The organism is Hyunsoonleella jejuensis, assembly GCF_900111025.1.
GTDB classification, from domain to species: domain Bacteria; phylum Bacteroidota; class Bacteroidia; order Flavobacteriales; family Flavobacteriaceae; genus Jejuia; species Jejuia jejuensis.
Genome location: NZ_FOFN01000001.1, coordinates 1,375,553 through 1,389,753, shown reverse-complemented (window position 1 = coordinate 1,389,753; position 14,201 = coordinate 1,375,553). Strand labels below are relative to the sequence as shown.

Annotated in this window: 17 protein-coding genes and 1 pseudogene; 13 read left to right on the top strand and 5 right to left on the bottom strand. The window is 33.2% G+C overall.

The window, feature by feature from the left end; all coding sequences use genetic code 11:
- Window positions 1-43: 43 nt before the first annotated feature.
- Complete coding sequence (locus BMY39_RS06000; protein WP_092577088.1) at window positions 44-370, bottom strand: DUF2851 family protein; 327 nt, start codon at window positions 368-370, stop codon at window positions 44-46.
- A gap of 90 nt (window positions 371-460) precedes the next feature.
- On the opposite strand from BMY39_RS06000, the gene BMY39_RS05995 reads away from it, so the two are divergent.
- The 4 genes from BMY39_RS05995 to BMY39_RS05980 all read left to right on the top strand — a co-directional run bounded on the left by BMY39_RS05995 (window position 461) and on the right by BMY39_RS05980 (window position 3,098).
- The gene (locus tag BMY39_RS05995; protein WP_092577083.1) at window positions 461-1,006 is read left to right on the top strand and encodes an RNA polymerase sigma factor; all 546 of its coding nucleotides are present in this window, start codon (window positions 461-463) and stop codon (window positions 1,004-1,006) included.
- A gap of 50 nt (window positions 1,007-1,056) precedes the next feature.
- Window positions 1,057-1,560 (top strand): hypothetical protein, encoded by a 504-nt coding sequence (locus tag BMY39_RS05990; protein WP_092577080.1) that lies wholly within the window; start codon window positions 1,057-1,059, stop codon window positions 1,558-1,560.
- Window positions 1,561-1,628: 68 nt separating this feature from the next.
- Window positions 1,629-2,186, top strand: a complete 558-nt coding sequence (locus BMY39_RS05985; protein WP_092577077.1) for a hypothetical protein — start codon at window positions 1,629-1,631, stop codon at window positions 2,184-2,186.
- A gap of 12 nt (window positions 2,187-2,198) precedes the next feature.
- Window positions 2,199-3,098 carry a hypothetical protein gene (locus BMY39_RS05980; RefSeq protein ID WP_092577075.1) on the top strand — a complete coding sequence of 300 codons (900 nt, stop codon included), beginning with the start codon at window positions 2,199-2,201 and terminating at the stop codon, window positions 3,096-3,098.
- A 114-nt stretch (window positions 3,099-3,212) separates the two neighbouring features.
- Here BMY39_RS05980 and BMY39_RS15365 read toward each other — a convergent pair.
- Both BMY39_RS15365 and BMY39_RS05975 read right to left on the bottom strand, forming a co-directional pair.
- Window positions 3,213-3,391 (bottom strand): annotated as a pseudogene (locus BMY39_RS15365) (PspC domain-containing protein).
- Window positions 3,392-3,428: 37 nt separating this feature from the next.
- The gene (locus BMY39_RS05975; RefSeq protein WP_092577072.1) at window positions 3,429-4,700 is read right to left on the bottom strand and encodes a DUF2851 family protein; all 1,272 of its coding nucleotides are present in this window, start codon (window positions 4,698-4,700) and stop codon (window positions 3,429-3,431) included.
- 483 nt (window positions 4,701-5,183) lie between these two features.
- Here BMY39_RS05975 and BMY39_RS05970 point away from each other — a divergent pair, with 483 nt between their 5' ends.
- Window positions 5,184-5,729, top strand: coding sequence for a DUF2911 domain-containing protein (locus tag BMY39_RS05970; protein ID WP_092577069.1), 546 nt, complete (start codon window positions 5,184-5,186; stop codon window positions 5,727-5,729).
- Between the two features lie 48 nt (window positions 5,730-5,777).
- Here BMY39_RS05970 and BMY39_RS05965 read toward each other — a convergent pair whose 3' ends face one another.
- On the bottom strand, window positions 5,778-6,407 hold the full coding sequence (locus tag BMY39_RS05965) for a 7-carboxy-7-deazaguanine synthase QueE (RefSeq protein ID WP_177176549.1): 630 nt from the start codon (window positions 6,405-6,407) through the stop codon (window positions 5,778-5,780).
- Window positions 6,408-6,531: 124 nt separating this feature from the next.
- On the opposite strand from BMY39_RS05965, the gene BMY39_RS05960 reads away from it, so the two are divergent.
- From BMY39_RS05960 to BMY39_RS05925, 8 genes are all read left to right on the top strand, one after another.
- Window positions 6,532-7,260 (top strand): hypothetical protein, encoded by a 729-nt coding sequence (locus tag BMY39_RS05960; protein WP_092577063.1) that lies wholly within the window; start codon window positions 6,532-6,534, stop codon window positions 7,258-7,260.
- Between the two features lie 493 nt (window positions 7,261-7,753).
- Entirely contained in the window at window positions 7,754-9,295 is a 1,542-nt protein-coding gene (locus BMY39_RS05955; RefSeq protein WP_092577058.1) for a helicase HerA-like domain-containing protein, read from the top strand.
- A gap of 28 nt (window positions 9,296-9,323) precedes the next feature.
- The gene (locus BMY39_RS05950; protein WP_092577055.1) at window positions 9,324-9,878 is read left to right on the top strand and encodes a hypothetical protein; all 555 of its coding nucleotides are present in this window, start codon (window positions 9,324-9,326) and stop codon (window positions 9,876-9,878) included.
- Window positions 9,879-9,975: 97 nt separating this feature from the next.
- Window positions 9,976-10,857 carry a YitT family protein gene (locus BMY39_RS05945; protein ID WP_245738183.1) on the top strand — a complete coding sequence of 294 codons (882 nt, stop codon included), beginning with the start codon at window positions 9,976-9,978 and terminating at the stop codon, window positions 10,855-10,857.
- A 1-nt stretch (window position 10,858) separates the two neighbouring features.
- Window positions 10,859-11,221 (top strand): cupin domain-containing protein, encoded by a 363-nt coding sequence (locus BMY39_RS05940; RefSeq protein WP_092577049.1) that lies wholly within the window; start codon window positions 10,859-10,861, stop codon window positions 11,219-11,221.
- Between the two features lie 4 nt (window positions 11,222-11,225).
- Complete coding sequence (locus BMY39_RS05935; RefSeq protein WP_092577045.1) at window positions 11,226-12,053, top strand: alpha/beta hydrolase; 828 nt, start codon at window positions 11,226-11,228, stop codon at window positions 12,051-12,053.
- An 18-nt stretch (window positions 12,054-12,071) separates the two neighbouring features.
- Window positions 12,072-12,836, top strand: a complete 765-nt coding sequence (gene rluF / locus BMY39_RS05930) for a 23S rRNA pseudouridine(2604) synthase RluF (RefSeq protein ID WP_092577043.1) — start codon at window positions 12,072-12,074, stop codon at window positions 12,834-12,836.
- 1 nt (window position 12,837) lies between these two features.
- On the top strand, window positions 12,838-13,263 hold the full coding sequence (locus BMY39_RS05925; protein ID WP_092577040.1) for a VOC family protein: 426 nt from the start codon (window positions 12,838-12,840) through the stop codon (window positions 13,261-13,263).
- A gap of 10 nt (window positions 13,264-13,273) precedes the next feature.
- Here BMY39_RS05925 and folD read toward each other — a convergent pair whose 3' ends face one another.
- Entirely contained in the window at window positions 13,274-14,149 is an 876-nt protein-coding gene (gene folD, locus BMY39_RS05920; protein ID WP_092577037.1) for a bifunctional methylenetetrahydrofolate dehydrogenase/methenyltetrahydrofolate cyclohydrolase FolD, read from the bottom strand.
- Between the last annotated feature and the right edge of the window lie 52 nt (window positions 14,150-14,201).

Here is a 14,201-nt window from a genome sequence, read left to right as displayed (position 1 = left end):
AATAAATACTTTTGGAATAACTTTTTTAGTTGCTTTTGATACCTTAGAAAAAGTATAATATGTTTTTCCAGAATTCTGAATTTTCAACCGAAGATTGTAAATACATATCTTCTATTGACGATCCATCAATTGCTTTTGAAAACAAATTTTGATTGCTGTAATATACATTCGCCAATTGAGATATTCTGATAGTTGGCAAATTATAGGGGTGTAGCTTAAAAAATGAAGGCACTCTAACCGAAGTATTATCAAGATTAAATTTCTGATTTAAAAATTTATATTCCTTTTGAAGTTTATCAATCTTTTTGCTGAACCTCTTTATGTTTCCACATACAATGTAAAAAATCGTCTTGCATTGCACTAAACTCATAAAAATATAACGAATTTAAATGTGTCTTTTTTTGTATTTTAAACAAACTATTTAATAAAAGAAGGGTCTAAGTTATAAAGCCTTCATATTATGGATTACGACATTGAACTTATAAGAAATCTCAAGAATCCAAAGTCAAAAAATAAAGCTTTTAAGGATTTACTTGATTTGTATCAGGAGCGCTTATACTGGCACATTCGTAAAATAGTTGTTACTCACGACAATGCCAACGACGTACTACAAAACACCTTTATTAGAATTTTTAATGGCATACATGATTTTAAAGAAAAAAGTAGCTTACATACTTGGATGTATAGAATAGCTTATAACGAATCATTACGTTTTTTAGAAAAAATTAAAATTAAAAACGCAATATCTATAGAACAAGACAACAACACATATATTAAAAACTTAGCCCAAGACAGTTTTTTTAATGGTAATGACGTACAATTAAAGCTGAATGAAGCTATTTCTAATCTCACGGAAAAACAAAAACGTGTTTTTCAAATGAAATATTTTGACGATCTAAGTTTTCGAGACATATCAGAAATTTTAAATATAAGCGAAAACACATTAAAATCATCGTATTACAGCGCCGTAAAAACTATTGAAGATAAAATAGTGGCGCAGTGCTAAACAAACTATTAAAAAAATTTAAGGTCTAAAAAATTAAGATTTAAAATACCATGAAAGATTCAGATCAACATAAAAAAGACATTTCAAAACTTCATAAAGAAAAACTTGGAATGGATATTCCTGATAATTTTTTTGCAAAATCTAAGAAAAACATTCTTAATAAAATAATACAAGAAGAACAGCCTAGACAAACCATTTTTTGGTTAAGACCTATAATTGCTTATCCTATTGCTGCTAGTATTGTTCTAGCTATTACACTAACATTATGGATGCAAAATAAGGATACCGTTAATACAGAACAAATTACAAATACCAAAACTATTAAAACTATAAACCCTGATATTCTTAATGGTGATTTTTTAACATCATCGTTACTAATTTCAGACTCAGAAATGAACACTTATTTAAACAGCTACCTTGTTACTAATGTTATAATTGAAGCCGAATTATCTCAACAACAATTAGAGAACATTTTTATCAATTCTGTTTTTATAGAAGATTCTTTAATAAATAACTACCTAGATAAAAGTTTAATTGAAAATATCGTACTATAATTTCAAACTATTTTAAAATTTTAGGTTCTAAGTAGTATAACTGATTTAATAATATAAATTCATAAGTCATGAAAACAATATCGTTAAAAACTGTAATTGCATTATTTAGCTTAATAATGCTTTTAACAACAGGAAGCACACTTTTTGCTCAGGAAGATGATTATACTCCCATTATGAATAAATTAACGCTTCAACAAAAAGAAATGCTACAAACGCAACGCCAATTAATGTTAAAAAACCGAGAACAACTCAAAGCTTCTTTAACAGCTGAACAATTGGCCATCTTGCAAGACAAAACTCAAACTAAAGAACAAATGAGATTACGTTTGAGAAAGTCCTTCAACGATGCCCAAAAAGACATGGTTAAAACCCAAGAACGTCAATTACGTCAAGTAAGAGAACAATTTAGAGAGTCTTGTACCCAAGAGCAAAGACAAATGTTGCAAGAACACATGCAACAAACAAGACAACAATCTGGCCAAGGCGAAATGAGAAACGGCGAAGGTTTTGGAGGAAATGGTAATAAAACTAGAAATAGCGATGGCACTCGTACTGGAAATGGCGGCAGAAACGGAAACGGAAATGGAGCAGGAAACGGTAGTGGAAGTGGAAAGGGGGGTAGTTAAAATCTTGTAAAGATGAACACTCAGCCCATTTTTAAAAAACAAATGTTAGCATTTTGGTTGCTGCTGTTTACAGCAGTAACCTTTGCTGATTTAAATGCACAAGAACCAAAAGAAGACGAAATAGATATGCTTCTTGACGAATTGTTTTTTAACGATGAACAATTTATGAATGATATTTTAGATTCGTTCAATACCAATAATTTTATTTACACAAACGTATCTTTTAACAGCAATACTTTTTTTACAGGTCGTGATTCTGGAATCAATCAATTTAATATAGTACCTCAAATATCCTATTACGGTGCTTCAGGGTTTAATATTAGCGTTTCAGGTATTTATTATGAAAATTTTAGCCCAAATTGGGATTTTACTAATGTTTCGATAGGGTATTATAATACCATCGGCAAAAAGAAGTCTTTAAACTATAATGTTGCCTACACCCGGTTTTTTTACGCCAACGGTTGGGATGTTTTTACGAACTCAGTCAGTTTAAATTTAGGTTTACGAAATAATAAACGAACCTTGGGCACAAGACTAACGACATCGTACTTATTTGGAACCGATCAATCGTTTCAAATTGTATCCCGTAGCTATGCGAATCTAATCTTAGTAACAAAAAAGAACTATTCATTTAAATTTAGACCACAACTTAGTTTCGTAGTAGCACAACAAACCATTGCCTTAGAACAATTAAACACCCAGGGTGAAGTAACCACTATTGATTATATTTATAACGATATCTTCGATTTATTAAACACGCAAGTCAGCATTCCGATAAGTTTAGTCACCAAATCATGGGATTTTGAATTGGGCTATAATATTAATTTCCCTTCTCGTGTAGAAACTGAACCCAAGCTAAAAACAACAGGTTTTTTTAATTTATCAATTGGCTATTTAATTGATTTCATATAACGTAAAATCATAAATAATCAAAACCATTACCTTCATGACATCTAAAAATCTATGAAGGCGATACATAAAACATTATCTTTTCTAGTAAAATTATTTTTTTTGAAGTAAAATTTTCTAATCTAAATTTTTAATGCGCATCCAAAATGCCAAAACCATATATAATGCAAAACCAATGGTTACAAAAGTTATGTGAATACTACCTTGGCACGAATACCAAATCTATCTGTAATCCGCCAGCAAACGTGATAACCACGCTTTTGCAAAAACAATAAAATTCGATAAGCCATATTCATAGGCGCAAATTAGCCTATAGGTTATTCTTTTAAAAGTTTAGCTTACTAAAAGTTTGTTGCCAATGGCGCATTTTAGGCATTTATTTTTATCGCAATACTCATTTTTTAGCTGAATTAACGCTTGCGATTGCAATGCATGCTTTGATATGTTTTTTAATGAATTGAATCTATCTGAAATACTATTCTTTTCTGAGGGTAATGTTTCCACCAATTTTAAAATTTGATCTTCTACTTGTTTCCCTTGAAACTTAGCATAACTGAATTTTACAGGGATAATCGTATTAATAATCAGCAAATTGATAAATGCTTTTGAAATTGGCTTTTGAGTTGATTTAGAAGCTTTTGAAAACGTATAATGGGTTTTCCAAAATTCTGAAGTTGCTACCGAGCAAAGGCTGTAAATATCTTCTATAGTTTTGGCTTCCATAAGTTTTGAAAACAAATTATGATGTTTTGAAAACAAATGAGCCAATTGAGACAATCTAATGGTTGGAAAGTTGTTAGGGCGCAATCTAAAAAATGAAGGTGAAACCACAAGTGAATTATCTAAACCAAACTTTTGCTTCAAGAATAAATATTCGTTTTGTAATGTTTTATAATAAGGCTCTTCAATATCAACTTCTAACAATCTACATTGCCCAAACAAAAGTGCTTCAATGTGCTCTACTTTTGATTGTAATTTTCTTATAACTGAAAAATCAAAAGAGTTTGCCAAACTAAAAAACGCCTCTCCATTTACCTTCAAACCAAAATTCTTGGTCAACATTTTAAATAATACAGCTTCCCAATCGTTTTTTGAAGTTTCCAACAGCAAAAATACTTCCTTAGATTTTCGCTCTAAACGCTCAAAATATAAGCGTTCTAGCCAATTTGAAATTGTGAAATCGTCAACTAAAGCAAAATCGTTCTCACAATTAATCCAATTTTGATTTGTGTTAAAAAGTGTTCTGTAATTTTTTAATGCAGAAGCTGATACATAATTTTTAAGCTCTAGAGTTGGAACAACAGAATTATCTTTTCTAAACACCTCAGCATTGTGTTCCCAAACTACATGCAGAATCACATTGTCGTAAGCCGTATCTTTCTCGTGATTATGTACAAACCAATCAGAAGATTTCAAGTGTATTTCTACGTTTCCAGCCCATAACTGTTGGCCTATTCTTAGTTTTGCATTAAAAAAATCTGGTCCAGCATTAAAATTATGATCACCTACTGAGCTGATTTCAATAAGCTCATGACTAACAGTTTTTAACTGGGCGTTATTAAACTTCTTATGCTTCCAGATGTAGTGTAGAAAATCTTCTTGCATTAATCGAAAATATAAAAAGTTAATTAACTGTAGTGAATATTTTCAAATAAATTAAGGCAACTTCTAGCATCATTTTTTACGACTTTATATAAAAGAGACCATGATATTAAACTCCTTTTAGTGATTAGAGCTCTGTATATAAACGTTAAAGAACAATGCACTACATATTCAGATTTCTATATTCAAATTGAAAGAAAATGATGTTCTCCAAAACCAAGAATTTAAAAGGTGTTATTATTGAAAAATCTGCCCGTCGTTTAGTGAAGTTTCAATAAAACCTTTCAGAACAACGTTCTTTTCGGGTTTTAAGTCCAAATCAAAATTCAATAACTTTACCTCGTTTAATTCCTTCTTTTTAAATGATGCTTTATGCTAAGTAAAATTAAAACGCTGTAAACTTTAACAAAGCTTAACGACTTTTATCAAAACTTTAAGGATATTCTACCTTAAATTTGAAAATATCAAAACCTTAAAAAAATATTTATGAAAACATCAAAATTACTTACAATAATTGCCTTTGCAATTGTAGTATTATCAGGCGCTCATGTAAATGCTCAAAAATTCTCAAAATTAGACAAGAGTCCTATGGATGCGACTGCCTTCCCTAGAGATTACAAAGTATCTGATAAATTAATTAAAATAGTATATAGTAGACCTCAGCTAAAAGGCAGAGAGGTGTCAAAACTTGCTCCTAATGGAAAAGTATGGCGAACTGGCGCAAATGAAGCAGCAGAATTAACATTGTATACCGATATGAAATTGGGTGATACCAAAATAGAAGCCGGAACATATACATTTTATGTAATTCCTGGAGAGGACGAGTGGACAGCAATTATAAGTAAAGACCTAAACGTTTGGGGATCTTATTTTTATAATGAAAAAAATGATGTGGCACGTTTAGCAGTACCTGTTAAATCTGGTGAAGAATTTTTAGAAGCCTTTTCAATGACATTTAGTGAGGCCGATAATGGTGTTCACCTTCACTTAGGTTGGGGTAACACTAGAGTTTCAGTGCCTTTTACCAAATAAAATATATCTTAGACATAAAAAAAAGCCTTGATAAATCAAGGCTTTTTTTTATGGTATATTTAAATACTTATGTGTTTGTAATGAGACTTTCCATTTTGGGTTTGCCATTACGTAATCCACTATTTCTGGCACTACCTTTTCTCGTTTACTCCATTCTGGTTGTAAATATAAAATGCAATCCTTGTTCACCTTAGCTGCCTGCTCCTCGGCAAAGCGAAAATCGTCTTTATTATATATAATTACTTTAAGTTCGTCAGCTTTAGCATACACCTCTTTAGTTGGTAATTTTAATTTTTTTGGCGACAAGCAAATCCAGTCCCAAGTTCCAGTAAGTTTATATGCCCCAGAGGTTTCAATATGGGTCTGTAAACCTTTCGCCTTAAGTTGTTTGGTGAGTTCAGTCATGTCCCAAGTTAAAGGCTCTCCACCAGTAACAACAATAGTGTCGCTATATTTCTTAGCGTTTTCTACTATTTTTTTTGTTTCTGTTGGAGGATGTAAATCAGCATTCCAGCTCTCTTTTACATCACACCAATGACAACCAACATCGCATCCGCCAATACGAATAAAGTAAGCTGCTGTTCCCTTATGGTAGCCTTCACCTTGTATGGTATAAAACTCTTCCATTAAAGGTAACATCAATCCTTTTTCTACTAATTGCTGTATTTCTTTATTCATAAGCGCGCAAAGATACAAATTCATTCGATTTCCACTGCTATGTATTTTATCGTATTTTTTTGGTGTTTCATCGGTTTTTTGTAAATTCGCATTTGAATTGCTAAATGTACTGTAAGTCTCTCAAATGAAGAAAATAGCCTACCCACTGATAATACTATGTATTATCAGTACCTCAAGTTATGCACAAGTTGGCATTGGCACAACCAATCCAGACAACTCCTCAATATTAGATATTCAAGCCACAGATAAAGGTGTTTTGATACCAAGATTAACTACTGCAGAAATAAATGCTATTACAAACCCTGCAAACGGATTATTGGTTTATAATACTGATATTGACGAATTTCAATTTAATAACGGCACTACTGCTATCCCAGACTGGAGTAAAATATCACATGCTTCTTCTGTAAAATATAGCAACACAGATACTACAACAAATATTAATAATAATGGTGCTTATGCTAATATTCCCATATTTGGCAATTTGGAATGGAATGACGATACAACAATGTACACTCAAGCAGGAAATACGTTAACCATCAATACTTCTGGCAGATATAGAATTACAGTAAACATTGCTTATTTAGTGCCTATAATAGGCGGAAATGCAGACCAAAGAGTATCCGTAGAAGCACAAATAGCTATAAATGGCACACCTATTGGCGCAATAGGAAACACTGGTTATGTTAGACATGCAAACAACCATCTTGAAGCGTCATTGCATATTACTGAAGTGTTTAATATTACTGCTGGTCAAACCATTAGTGTGCAAACTATTAGGGGTGGAAACTCAGCACCCGCCGTATTTAGAAGTATTGGCACATCCAATATTTATATTGAAAAAATTAAGTAAATTACTTTATAACAAGCGCATCAATTTCTATACTGATATTTGCTGCTAATTTTGTGCCGTAAAAGTAGTAATTACTGTTTTTCTTTAGAATAATCTGTGTAAATATCATTAAATGCCTCAAGACCTCCATTATTATCTAATACCACCGTACACTTTACCACATTATCCAATTCTATATCATGGTGCCTTAATACGGCTTGAATATTTCAATAGCTCGTTTGGTTTTAGCTATATTACCACAATCAATCAATATTTCTATGCTATTTTTTCTATTTGGCCTCCTAAACACAAAAAAACTTCGGTTTCAACAGCTTTAAAAACAATATTTCACCGGTTAAGCTCGTGGGATTTATAAAATATCATATCTTTTTTAGAAACTTCAAAAGACATTAAATGAAGTACAAGTAAAGGTATTAGTACTACTACCTTTTTAGCCATGATTTTGAATTTTCTAGTTGATTAAAATTACACTATTTTTATCAAAATTTTGATGATGAGTAGAACTGAAGCATTTTCTAAAATTATTACAGATAGCAATACGTTTAAAGGTGACTTTATAACATTGGGTGCTGCCATGTTAGATGGTGAAACCGTTACCGGTGCACACGTAAATATTCCCTTAAAAACCATGAACAGGCATGGTTTAATTGCTGGAGCAACAGGTACGGGAAAAACTAAATCACTGCAAGTACTGGCCGAAAACCTTAGTGAAAAAGGCATACCAGTGTTATTAATGGATATTAAAGGAGATTTGAGTGGGTTGGCGCAACCTAGTCCTGGTCATCCAAAAATTGATGAACGCCATGAAAAAATAGGCTTGCCGTTTGAAGCCAAATCGTTTCCCATTGAAGTTTTAACGCTTTCGGAGCAAGAAGGTGTGCGATTAAGAGCTACAGTTAGTGAATTTGGACCAGTATTATTATCGCGTATTTTAGATTTAACCGAAACGCAATCAGGAATTGTTGCTGTAATTTTTAAATATTGCGATGACAATAAACTACCGCTTTTAGATTTAAAAGATTTCAAGAAAATTTTACAGTATGCCACTCAAGAAGGAAAGCAGGAGTTTACAGAATCGTATGGACGTATCTCTACCGCTTCTACAGGCGCTATTCTTCGAAAGATAATTGAACTTGAGCAACAAGGTGCAGATTTATTCTTTGGCGAAACCTCTTTCGATGTTGACGATTTACTGAGAGTTGATGAGGACGGAAGGGGATATATCAATATTATCCGGCTTACAGACATTCAAGATAGGCCAAAGCTATTCTCAACATTTATGTTGAGCTTACTTGCAGAAATTTATTCTACTTTCCCCGAACAAGGCGACAGCGGAAGACCAGAGTTAGTGCTTTTTATAGATGAGGCACATTTAATTTTTAATGAGGCCTCAAAAGCACTTTTAGATCAAATTGAAAGTATTGTAAAATTAATTCGTAGTAAAGGTGTTGGTTTATATTTTGTTACCCAAAACCCTACCGATGTTCCTGAAGAAGTTTTAGGACAATTAGGTTTAAAAGTACAGCATGCACTAAGAGCATTTACTGCAAAAGACAGAAAAGCAATTAAGCTTACCGCACAAAACTATCCAGATTCTGAATATTATGATACTACTAAAGTATTAACATCTTTGGGGATTGGGGAAGCTCTAGTATCTGCCTTAGACGAAAAAGGACGCCCCACACCACTTGCTGCTACTATGATGAGAGCACCAATGAGCAGAATGGATATTTTGACTAAAACAGAATTAGCTACGCTGCTTTCTAAATCAAAATTAACAAAAAAGTACAATGAGACTGTAGATAGGGAAAGCGCCTATGAAATGCTTAATGAAAAAATAAAAAAGGCCGAAGCGGAAGAAGCAAAGGAAAAAGCAAGACAAGAGCAAGAAACTATAAAACAGGCACAATCTAAACGAAAAGCATCTACGTCTAGACGCAAGAGTACTAGGATGAATCCGGTGGTAAAAGTTCTTACTAGCGCTACATTTATACGAAGCGTATTTGGAATTCTTACTAAAGTAATGCGTAAATAATTCTAAGTTTTAATTAATTAAAATAACGATGAAAAAGTCCCTAATCCTAACAACAATTGTATTACTATTTTTTGTGGCTTGTAATAAAACACAAGACCCACTTGAAGTTTCCAAACAACACGTTGGATTATTAACAGATTCTACACAAGTAAAAGATTTACAACTGATTTTTCCTAATGATTCTGTCGTAAAGCCTATAGGAGGTGACGAGTTCTCCGGTACTAAGAACACTATTAAAATCTTGGACAACACGGGAAAACAACTTTTGATACTCGAACCCGCTGAAGCTCTAGATTCAACATCGGTTATTGAGACAGTTCAAATCATTGACCCACGTTTCAAAACAGATAAAAATATATCAACGCTCAGCACATTTAAGGATATCGCTGATAATTATAAAATCTCTAGAATTGATAATTTAATTAACTCAATTGTAGTTACTGTAAGGAATATAAACGCTAGCTTTACAATCGACAAAAAAGAATTACCATCTAATTTACGATTAGATATGGATCTGCAAATTGAAGCGACCCATATTCCTGATAATGCAAAAATTAAATATTTCTTTATAAACTGGCACTAAAATTTTGAATCCTTTTATAGCAAAAATACTGGTTGATGTTGCTCGCAAGAAGCTTAAAAAAACACACCCTAAAAAACCCTTAACCAAAAAAGAAATAATGCCTTTAGTTCAAAGGCTACAAGTAGAACTTACCCATACCATAGGTGAATATTTTTTTATTATTATTGGTGTATTTTCAGCCGGTTTTGGGCTCAAAGGTTTTTTACTCCCTAACAGTTTTATTGATGGTGGCGCTACAGGTATTTCGCTTTTGCTAGAAAATACAACCTCACTCAATCTAGGAGTACTACTCATATTAGTCAATATTCCATTCATAATTTTAGCATCAAAAACTATAAGCTTAAAGTTCGCCCTAAGAAGTATTGGAGCTATTGCATTTTTAGCGTTTGTAGTTCACTATGTAGATTACCCAACAATAACAGAAGATAAATTACTTATAGCCATATTTGGTGGCTTCTTTTTAGGTTTAGGTATAGGAATGTCTATGAGGGGTAGAAGTGTTATCGATGGCACCGAAGTATTGGCCATTTTTTTAAGTAGAAAACTTTCTGTAACTGTAGGTGATGTATTATTAATGACCAACATTGTTATATTCTCCTTTGGTGCTTATATCCTCTCTGTAGAAACAGCATTATATGCTATTTTAACCTATTTGGCTGCCGCAAAAACTGTTGACTTTGTGGTGGATGGTGTTGAAGAGTACGTGGGCCTAACTATTATTTCCGCAAAACATGATGATATTAAATTAATGCTGACTAAGCAATTAGGGCGTGCCTGTACAGTTTACAAAGGAAAAGGAGGTTACGGGAAAGAAGGTGAAAGTGCTGAAAAAGATATTATTTATACCGTAATTACCCGTCTAGAATTACCCAAAGTAAAAACCGAAATTGACAAAATAGACCGAAAAGCCTTTTTAATTATGGGTATTGTTAAAGAGATTAAAGGTGGTATGATTAAGAAAAAACCATTTAAAGATTAAGGTGAAAAAGAAATTTACGATTCAAACTAGTCCATTTGTAGTTCCCACTAACGATGGAAAAATTATCAAAGAACATTTTGGAAATGCAACCGATGGAAATTCAGAAATAAGTATTGCGCATATGGTTGCTCCTGCAGGTTGGAGCGAACCCTTTCAAACGCCCGAATTTGATGAATACACCTTTATCATCAAAGGTAAAAAACAATTTATTATTGAGAATGAAACAGTCGTTTTAGAAGCTGGTCAAACTATAAAGATTGATAGGAACACACGCGTGCAATACTCCAACCCTTTTACCGAAGTTTGCGAATACATCGCCATTTGCACCCCCGCTTTTTCTATGGATTTGGTAAACCGAGAGTAGTAAAATGACAAAGTATCTCCCTAAACTCATCGGAGCGTTTATCAATTTTATAGCCGTATTTACTCCAAATTATGCTGGTAAACTTGCAATGCAACTGTTTTCTATACCTAGAAAAGGAAAACTAAAACCTGATGAAACTCCATTTTTAAATACTGCTGAACAAACGAAATTTCAATACGAAAATTTCAATATAACAGCATATCAATGGAAAGGTAGCGGAGACACCGTTTTATTGGCCCATGGTTGGGAAAGTAATTCGTTTAGATGGAAAGATTTGGTAATAACCTTAAAAAAACAACAATTCAACATTGTTGCCTTAGACGCACCTGCCCACGGAGGCACGGGTAATAAACAATTTAACGCTATATTATTTTCAGAATGTATTCATGTAATTGCTAACCAATTTAAACCAAAAATTGTAATTGGACATTCTGTTGGTGGTATGGCATCAGTTTTTGCTATGCACAATCATAATATCACCAATATAACCAAGTTGGTGCTTTTGGGAGCTCCTGATGCCTTTAGCAATATTCTAAACGGTTACGAAACCATAATGGGGTTCAATAACCAAACTAAAAAGGGCATAAGAGCATACATTTTAAAAACATTCAAATTTTTGCCAGAACATTTTTCAACCTCAAATTTCACTTCAAATTTAAATATTGATGCACTTATTATACACGATAAAAAGGATAGAATTATTTCTTTTTCTGATGCATTAAACATTAAAAATAAGTTTCCAAATGCAAAGTTAATAGAAACGAGAGGTTATGGCCACAGTTTAAAATCTGATAAAATTTATAAGCATATTCTAGACTTTTTAAATCACTAGTTTATGTATTTTTGAAATATGGCAGATATTCCATTAAAACGAATTAATAAATTTTTGAGTGAAGCTGGCTATTGCTCTAGAAGAGAAGCCGATAAACTTATTGATGCTGGTAGAGTGACCATAAACGGCGTTGTTCCAGAAATGGGAACAAAAATAGCTCCAAATGACGTTGTTGCAGTTGATGGAAAGATCATTGAGAATACCAAAGCTGCTTTTGTTTATTTAGCTTTTAATAAACCTGTAGGTATAGTTTGCACAACAGACACTTCGGTTGAAAAAGATAATATCATAGATTTTATCAACTACCAGAAACGCATCTTTCCTATTGGAAGATTGGACAAACCAAGTGAAGGCTTAATCCTTTTAACCGATGATGGTGATATTGTGAACAAAATTCTCCGTGCCAGCAACAATCATGAAAAAGAATATGTAGTAACGGTAGACAAACCTATTTCCCAAACCTTTATCAACCGCATGTCTGGTGGTATTTATCTTGAAGATCTGAAACAAACCACTAAAAGATGTAAGGTTGAAAAATTAAATACCTACAAGTTTAAAATTATTTTAACCCAAGGTTTAAATAGGCAAATTCGGCGCATGTGCAGTTATTTAAATTATGAAGTACAAACCTTGAAACGCGTACGCATCATGAACATAAAACTAGATATGCCTGTTGGTGAATACCGAGAGTTAACTAAAGATGAGTTTAATGAATTAAGTAAACTAATTAGTAATTCTTCCAAGACATTCACATCAAATAAAAATAAGCGTAAAACTAAGTAACATGACACAAGTTCAACCTTTTCATTTAGCCATTCCTGTATATAACCTCAACGAATGTAGAGTCTTTTACCGAGACACATTAGGTTGTGAAGAAGGAAGAAGTAGCGAACATTGGGTGGATTTTAATTTCTTTGGCCATCAGTTGGTTATTCATTATAAACCAAAAGAAGAAACTAAAAACTTACACACCAATCCTGTTGATGGAAAAGACGTTCCCGTACCACATTTTGGTGTTGTTTTGCCTTGGGAAACATTTCATACGTTTGCTGAACATTTGAAAAAAGAAAATATAAACTTTGTTATTGCACCCTACGTAAGATTTGAAGGTTTAGTAGGCGAACAGGCCACCATGTTTTTTTACGACCCTTCTGGAAACGCTTTAGAGTTTAAAGCATTCAAAGACATATCTCAATTATTTGCCAAATAGCTTGGTCCTCCTATCCGTGACGTTCTCTTGCTAGAAGCGTGTTTTTTAGTAACATCGCAATTGTCATCGGTCCAACACCACCTGGAACAGGGGTTATATAACTAGCCTTTTTACTCACGCTTTCAAAATGTACATCGCCTGCAAGTCTATAGCCATTCTTTTTAGTTTGGTCTGGTACGCGCGTAATCCCAACATCTATAATTACCACATCTTCCTTCACCATATCTCCAGTTAAAAACTCAGAGATACCAATAGCGGCCACAATAATATCTGCTGCTTTTGTAATTTCCTTTAAATTCTTGGAACGACTGTGTACTACCGTAACCGTAGCATCTCCTGCTGGTCGTTTCTGGCTCATTAAAATACTCATTGGACGACCGACGATATGACTACGCCCCATAACCACCACATTTTTACCAGAAGTTTCTATTTGATAACGCTCCAATAACTCCATAATACCATAAGGCGTTGCAGGTAAAAATGTTGGTAAATCTAAAGCCATTCTACCAACGTTTGTAGGATGAAATCCGTCAACATCTTTATCCGGATCTACAGCCATTAACACCTTTTGCTCATCTATTTGATCTGGTAATGGCAATTGTACGATAAACCCATCTATATCATTGTCAGTATTTAGTTGATGAATTTTTTCAAGAAGTTCTTCTTCTGACGTATACTCAGGCATTTCAATAAGTGTAGACTTAAAACCAATACGCTCGCAAGCTTTAACTTTCGCACCAACATAGGTCATACTCGCACCATCAGAACCTACTAAAATAGCAGCTAAGTGCGGTACTTTTTCTCCTCTTGCGACCATGGATTGCACATGTTCCGCAATTTCATTTTTTATGTCGTTACTTACTTTTTTACCGTCTAAAATTGTCATGCTTTATTTTTTTAGCCACTAATTCACGAATACTTTTTTCTAGTAAAACGCA

Excerpts from the sequence above, each read along its gene's own strand:
- BMY39_RS05975 (WP_092577072.1), bottom strand. The coding sequence starts at position 4,700 with ATGCAAGAAGATTTTCTACACTACATCTGGAAGCATAAGAAGTTTAAT.
- BMY39_RS05985 (WP_092577077.1), top strand. The coding sequence starts at position 1,629 with ATGAAAACAATATCGTTAAAAACTGTAATTGCATTATTTAGCTTAATA.
- BMY39_RS05990 (WP_092577080.1), top strand. The coding sequence starts at position 1,057 with ATGAAAGATTCAGATCAACATAAAAAAGACATTTCAAAACTTCATAAA.
- BMY39_RS05965 (WP_177176549.1), bottom strand. The coding sequence starts at position 6,407 with ATGAATAAAGAAATACAGCAATTAGTAGAAAAAGGATTGATGTTACCT.
- BMY39_RS05935 (WP_092577045.1), top strand. The coding sequence starts at position 11,226 with ATGACAAAGTATCTCCCTAAACTCATCGGAGCGTTTATCAATTTTATA.
- BMY39_RS05925 (WP_092577040.1), top strand. The coding sequence starts at position 12,838 with ATGACACAAGTTCAACCTTTTCATTTAGCCATTCCTGTATATAACCTC.
- folD (WP_092577037.1), bottom strand. The coding sequence starts at position 14,149 with ATGACAATTTTAGACGGTAAAAAAGTAAGTAACGACATAAAAAATGAA.
- BMY39_RS05950 (WP_092577055.1), top strand. The coding sequence starts at position 9,324 with ATGAAAAAGTCCCTAATCCTAACAACAATTGTATTACTATTTTTTGTG.
- BMY39_RS05970 (WP_092577069.1), top strand. The coding sequence starts at position 5,184 with ATGAAAACATCAAAATTACTTACAATAATTGCCTTTGCAATTGTAGTA.
- rluF (WP_092577043.1), top strand. The coding sequence starts at position 12,072 with ATGGCAGATATTCCATTAAAACGAATTAATAAATTTTTGAGTGAAGCT.
- BMY39_RS05955 (WP_092577058.1), top strand. The coding sequence starts at position 7,754 with ATGAGTAGAACTGAAGCATTTTCTAAAATTATTACAGATAGCAATACG.
- BMY39_RS06000 (WP_092577088.1), bottom strand. The coding sequence starts at position 370 with ATGAGTTTAGTGCAATGCAAGACGATTTTTTACATTGTATGTGGAAAC.
- BMY39_RS05960 (WP_092577063.1), top strand. The coding sequence starts at position 6,532 with ATGAAGAAAATAGCCTACCCACTGATAATACTATGTATTATCAGTACC.
- BMY39_RS05980 (WP_092577075.1), top strand. The coding sequence starts at position 2,199 with ATGAACACTCAGCCCATTTTTAAAAAACAAATGTTAGCATTTTGGTTG.
- BMY39_RS05945 (WP_245738183.1), top strand. The coding sequence starts at position 9,976 with ATGCCTTTAGTTCAAAGGCTACAAGTAGAACTTACCCATACCATAGGT.
- BMY39_RS05995 (WP_092577083.1), top strand. The coding sequence starts at position 461 with ATGGATTACGACATTGAACTTATAAGAAATCTCAAGAATCCAAAGTCA.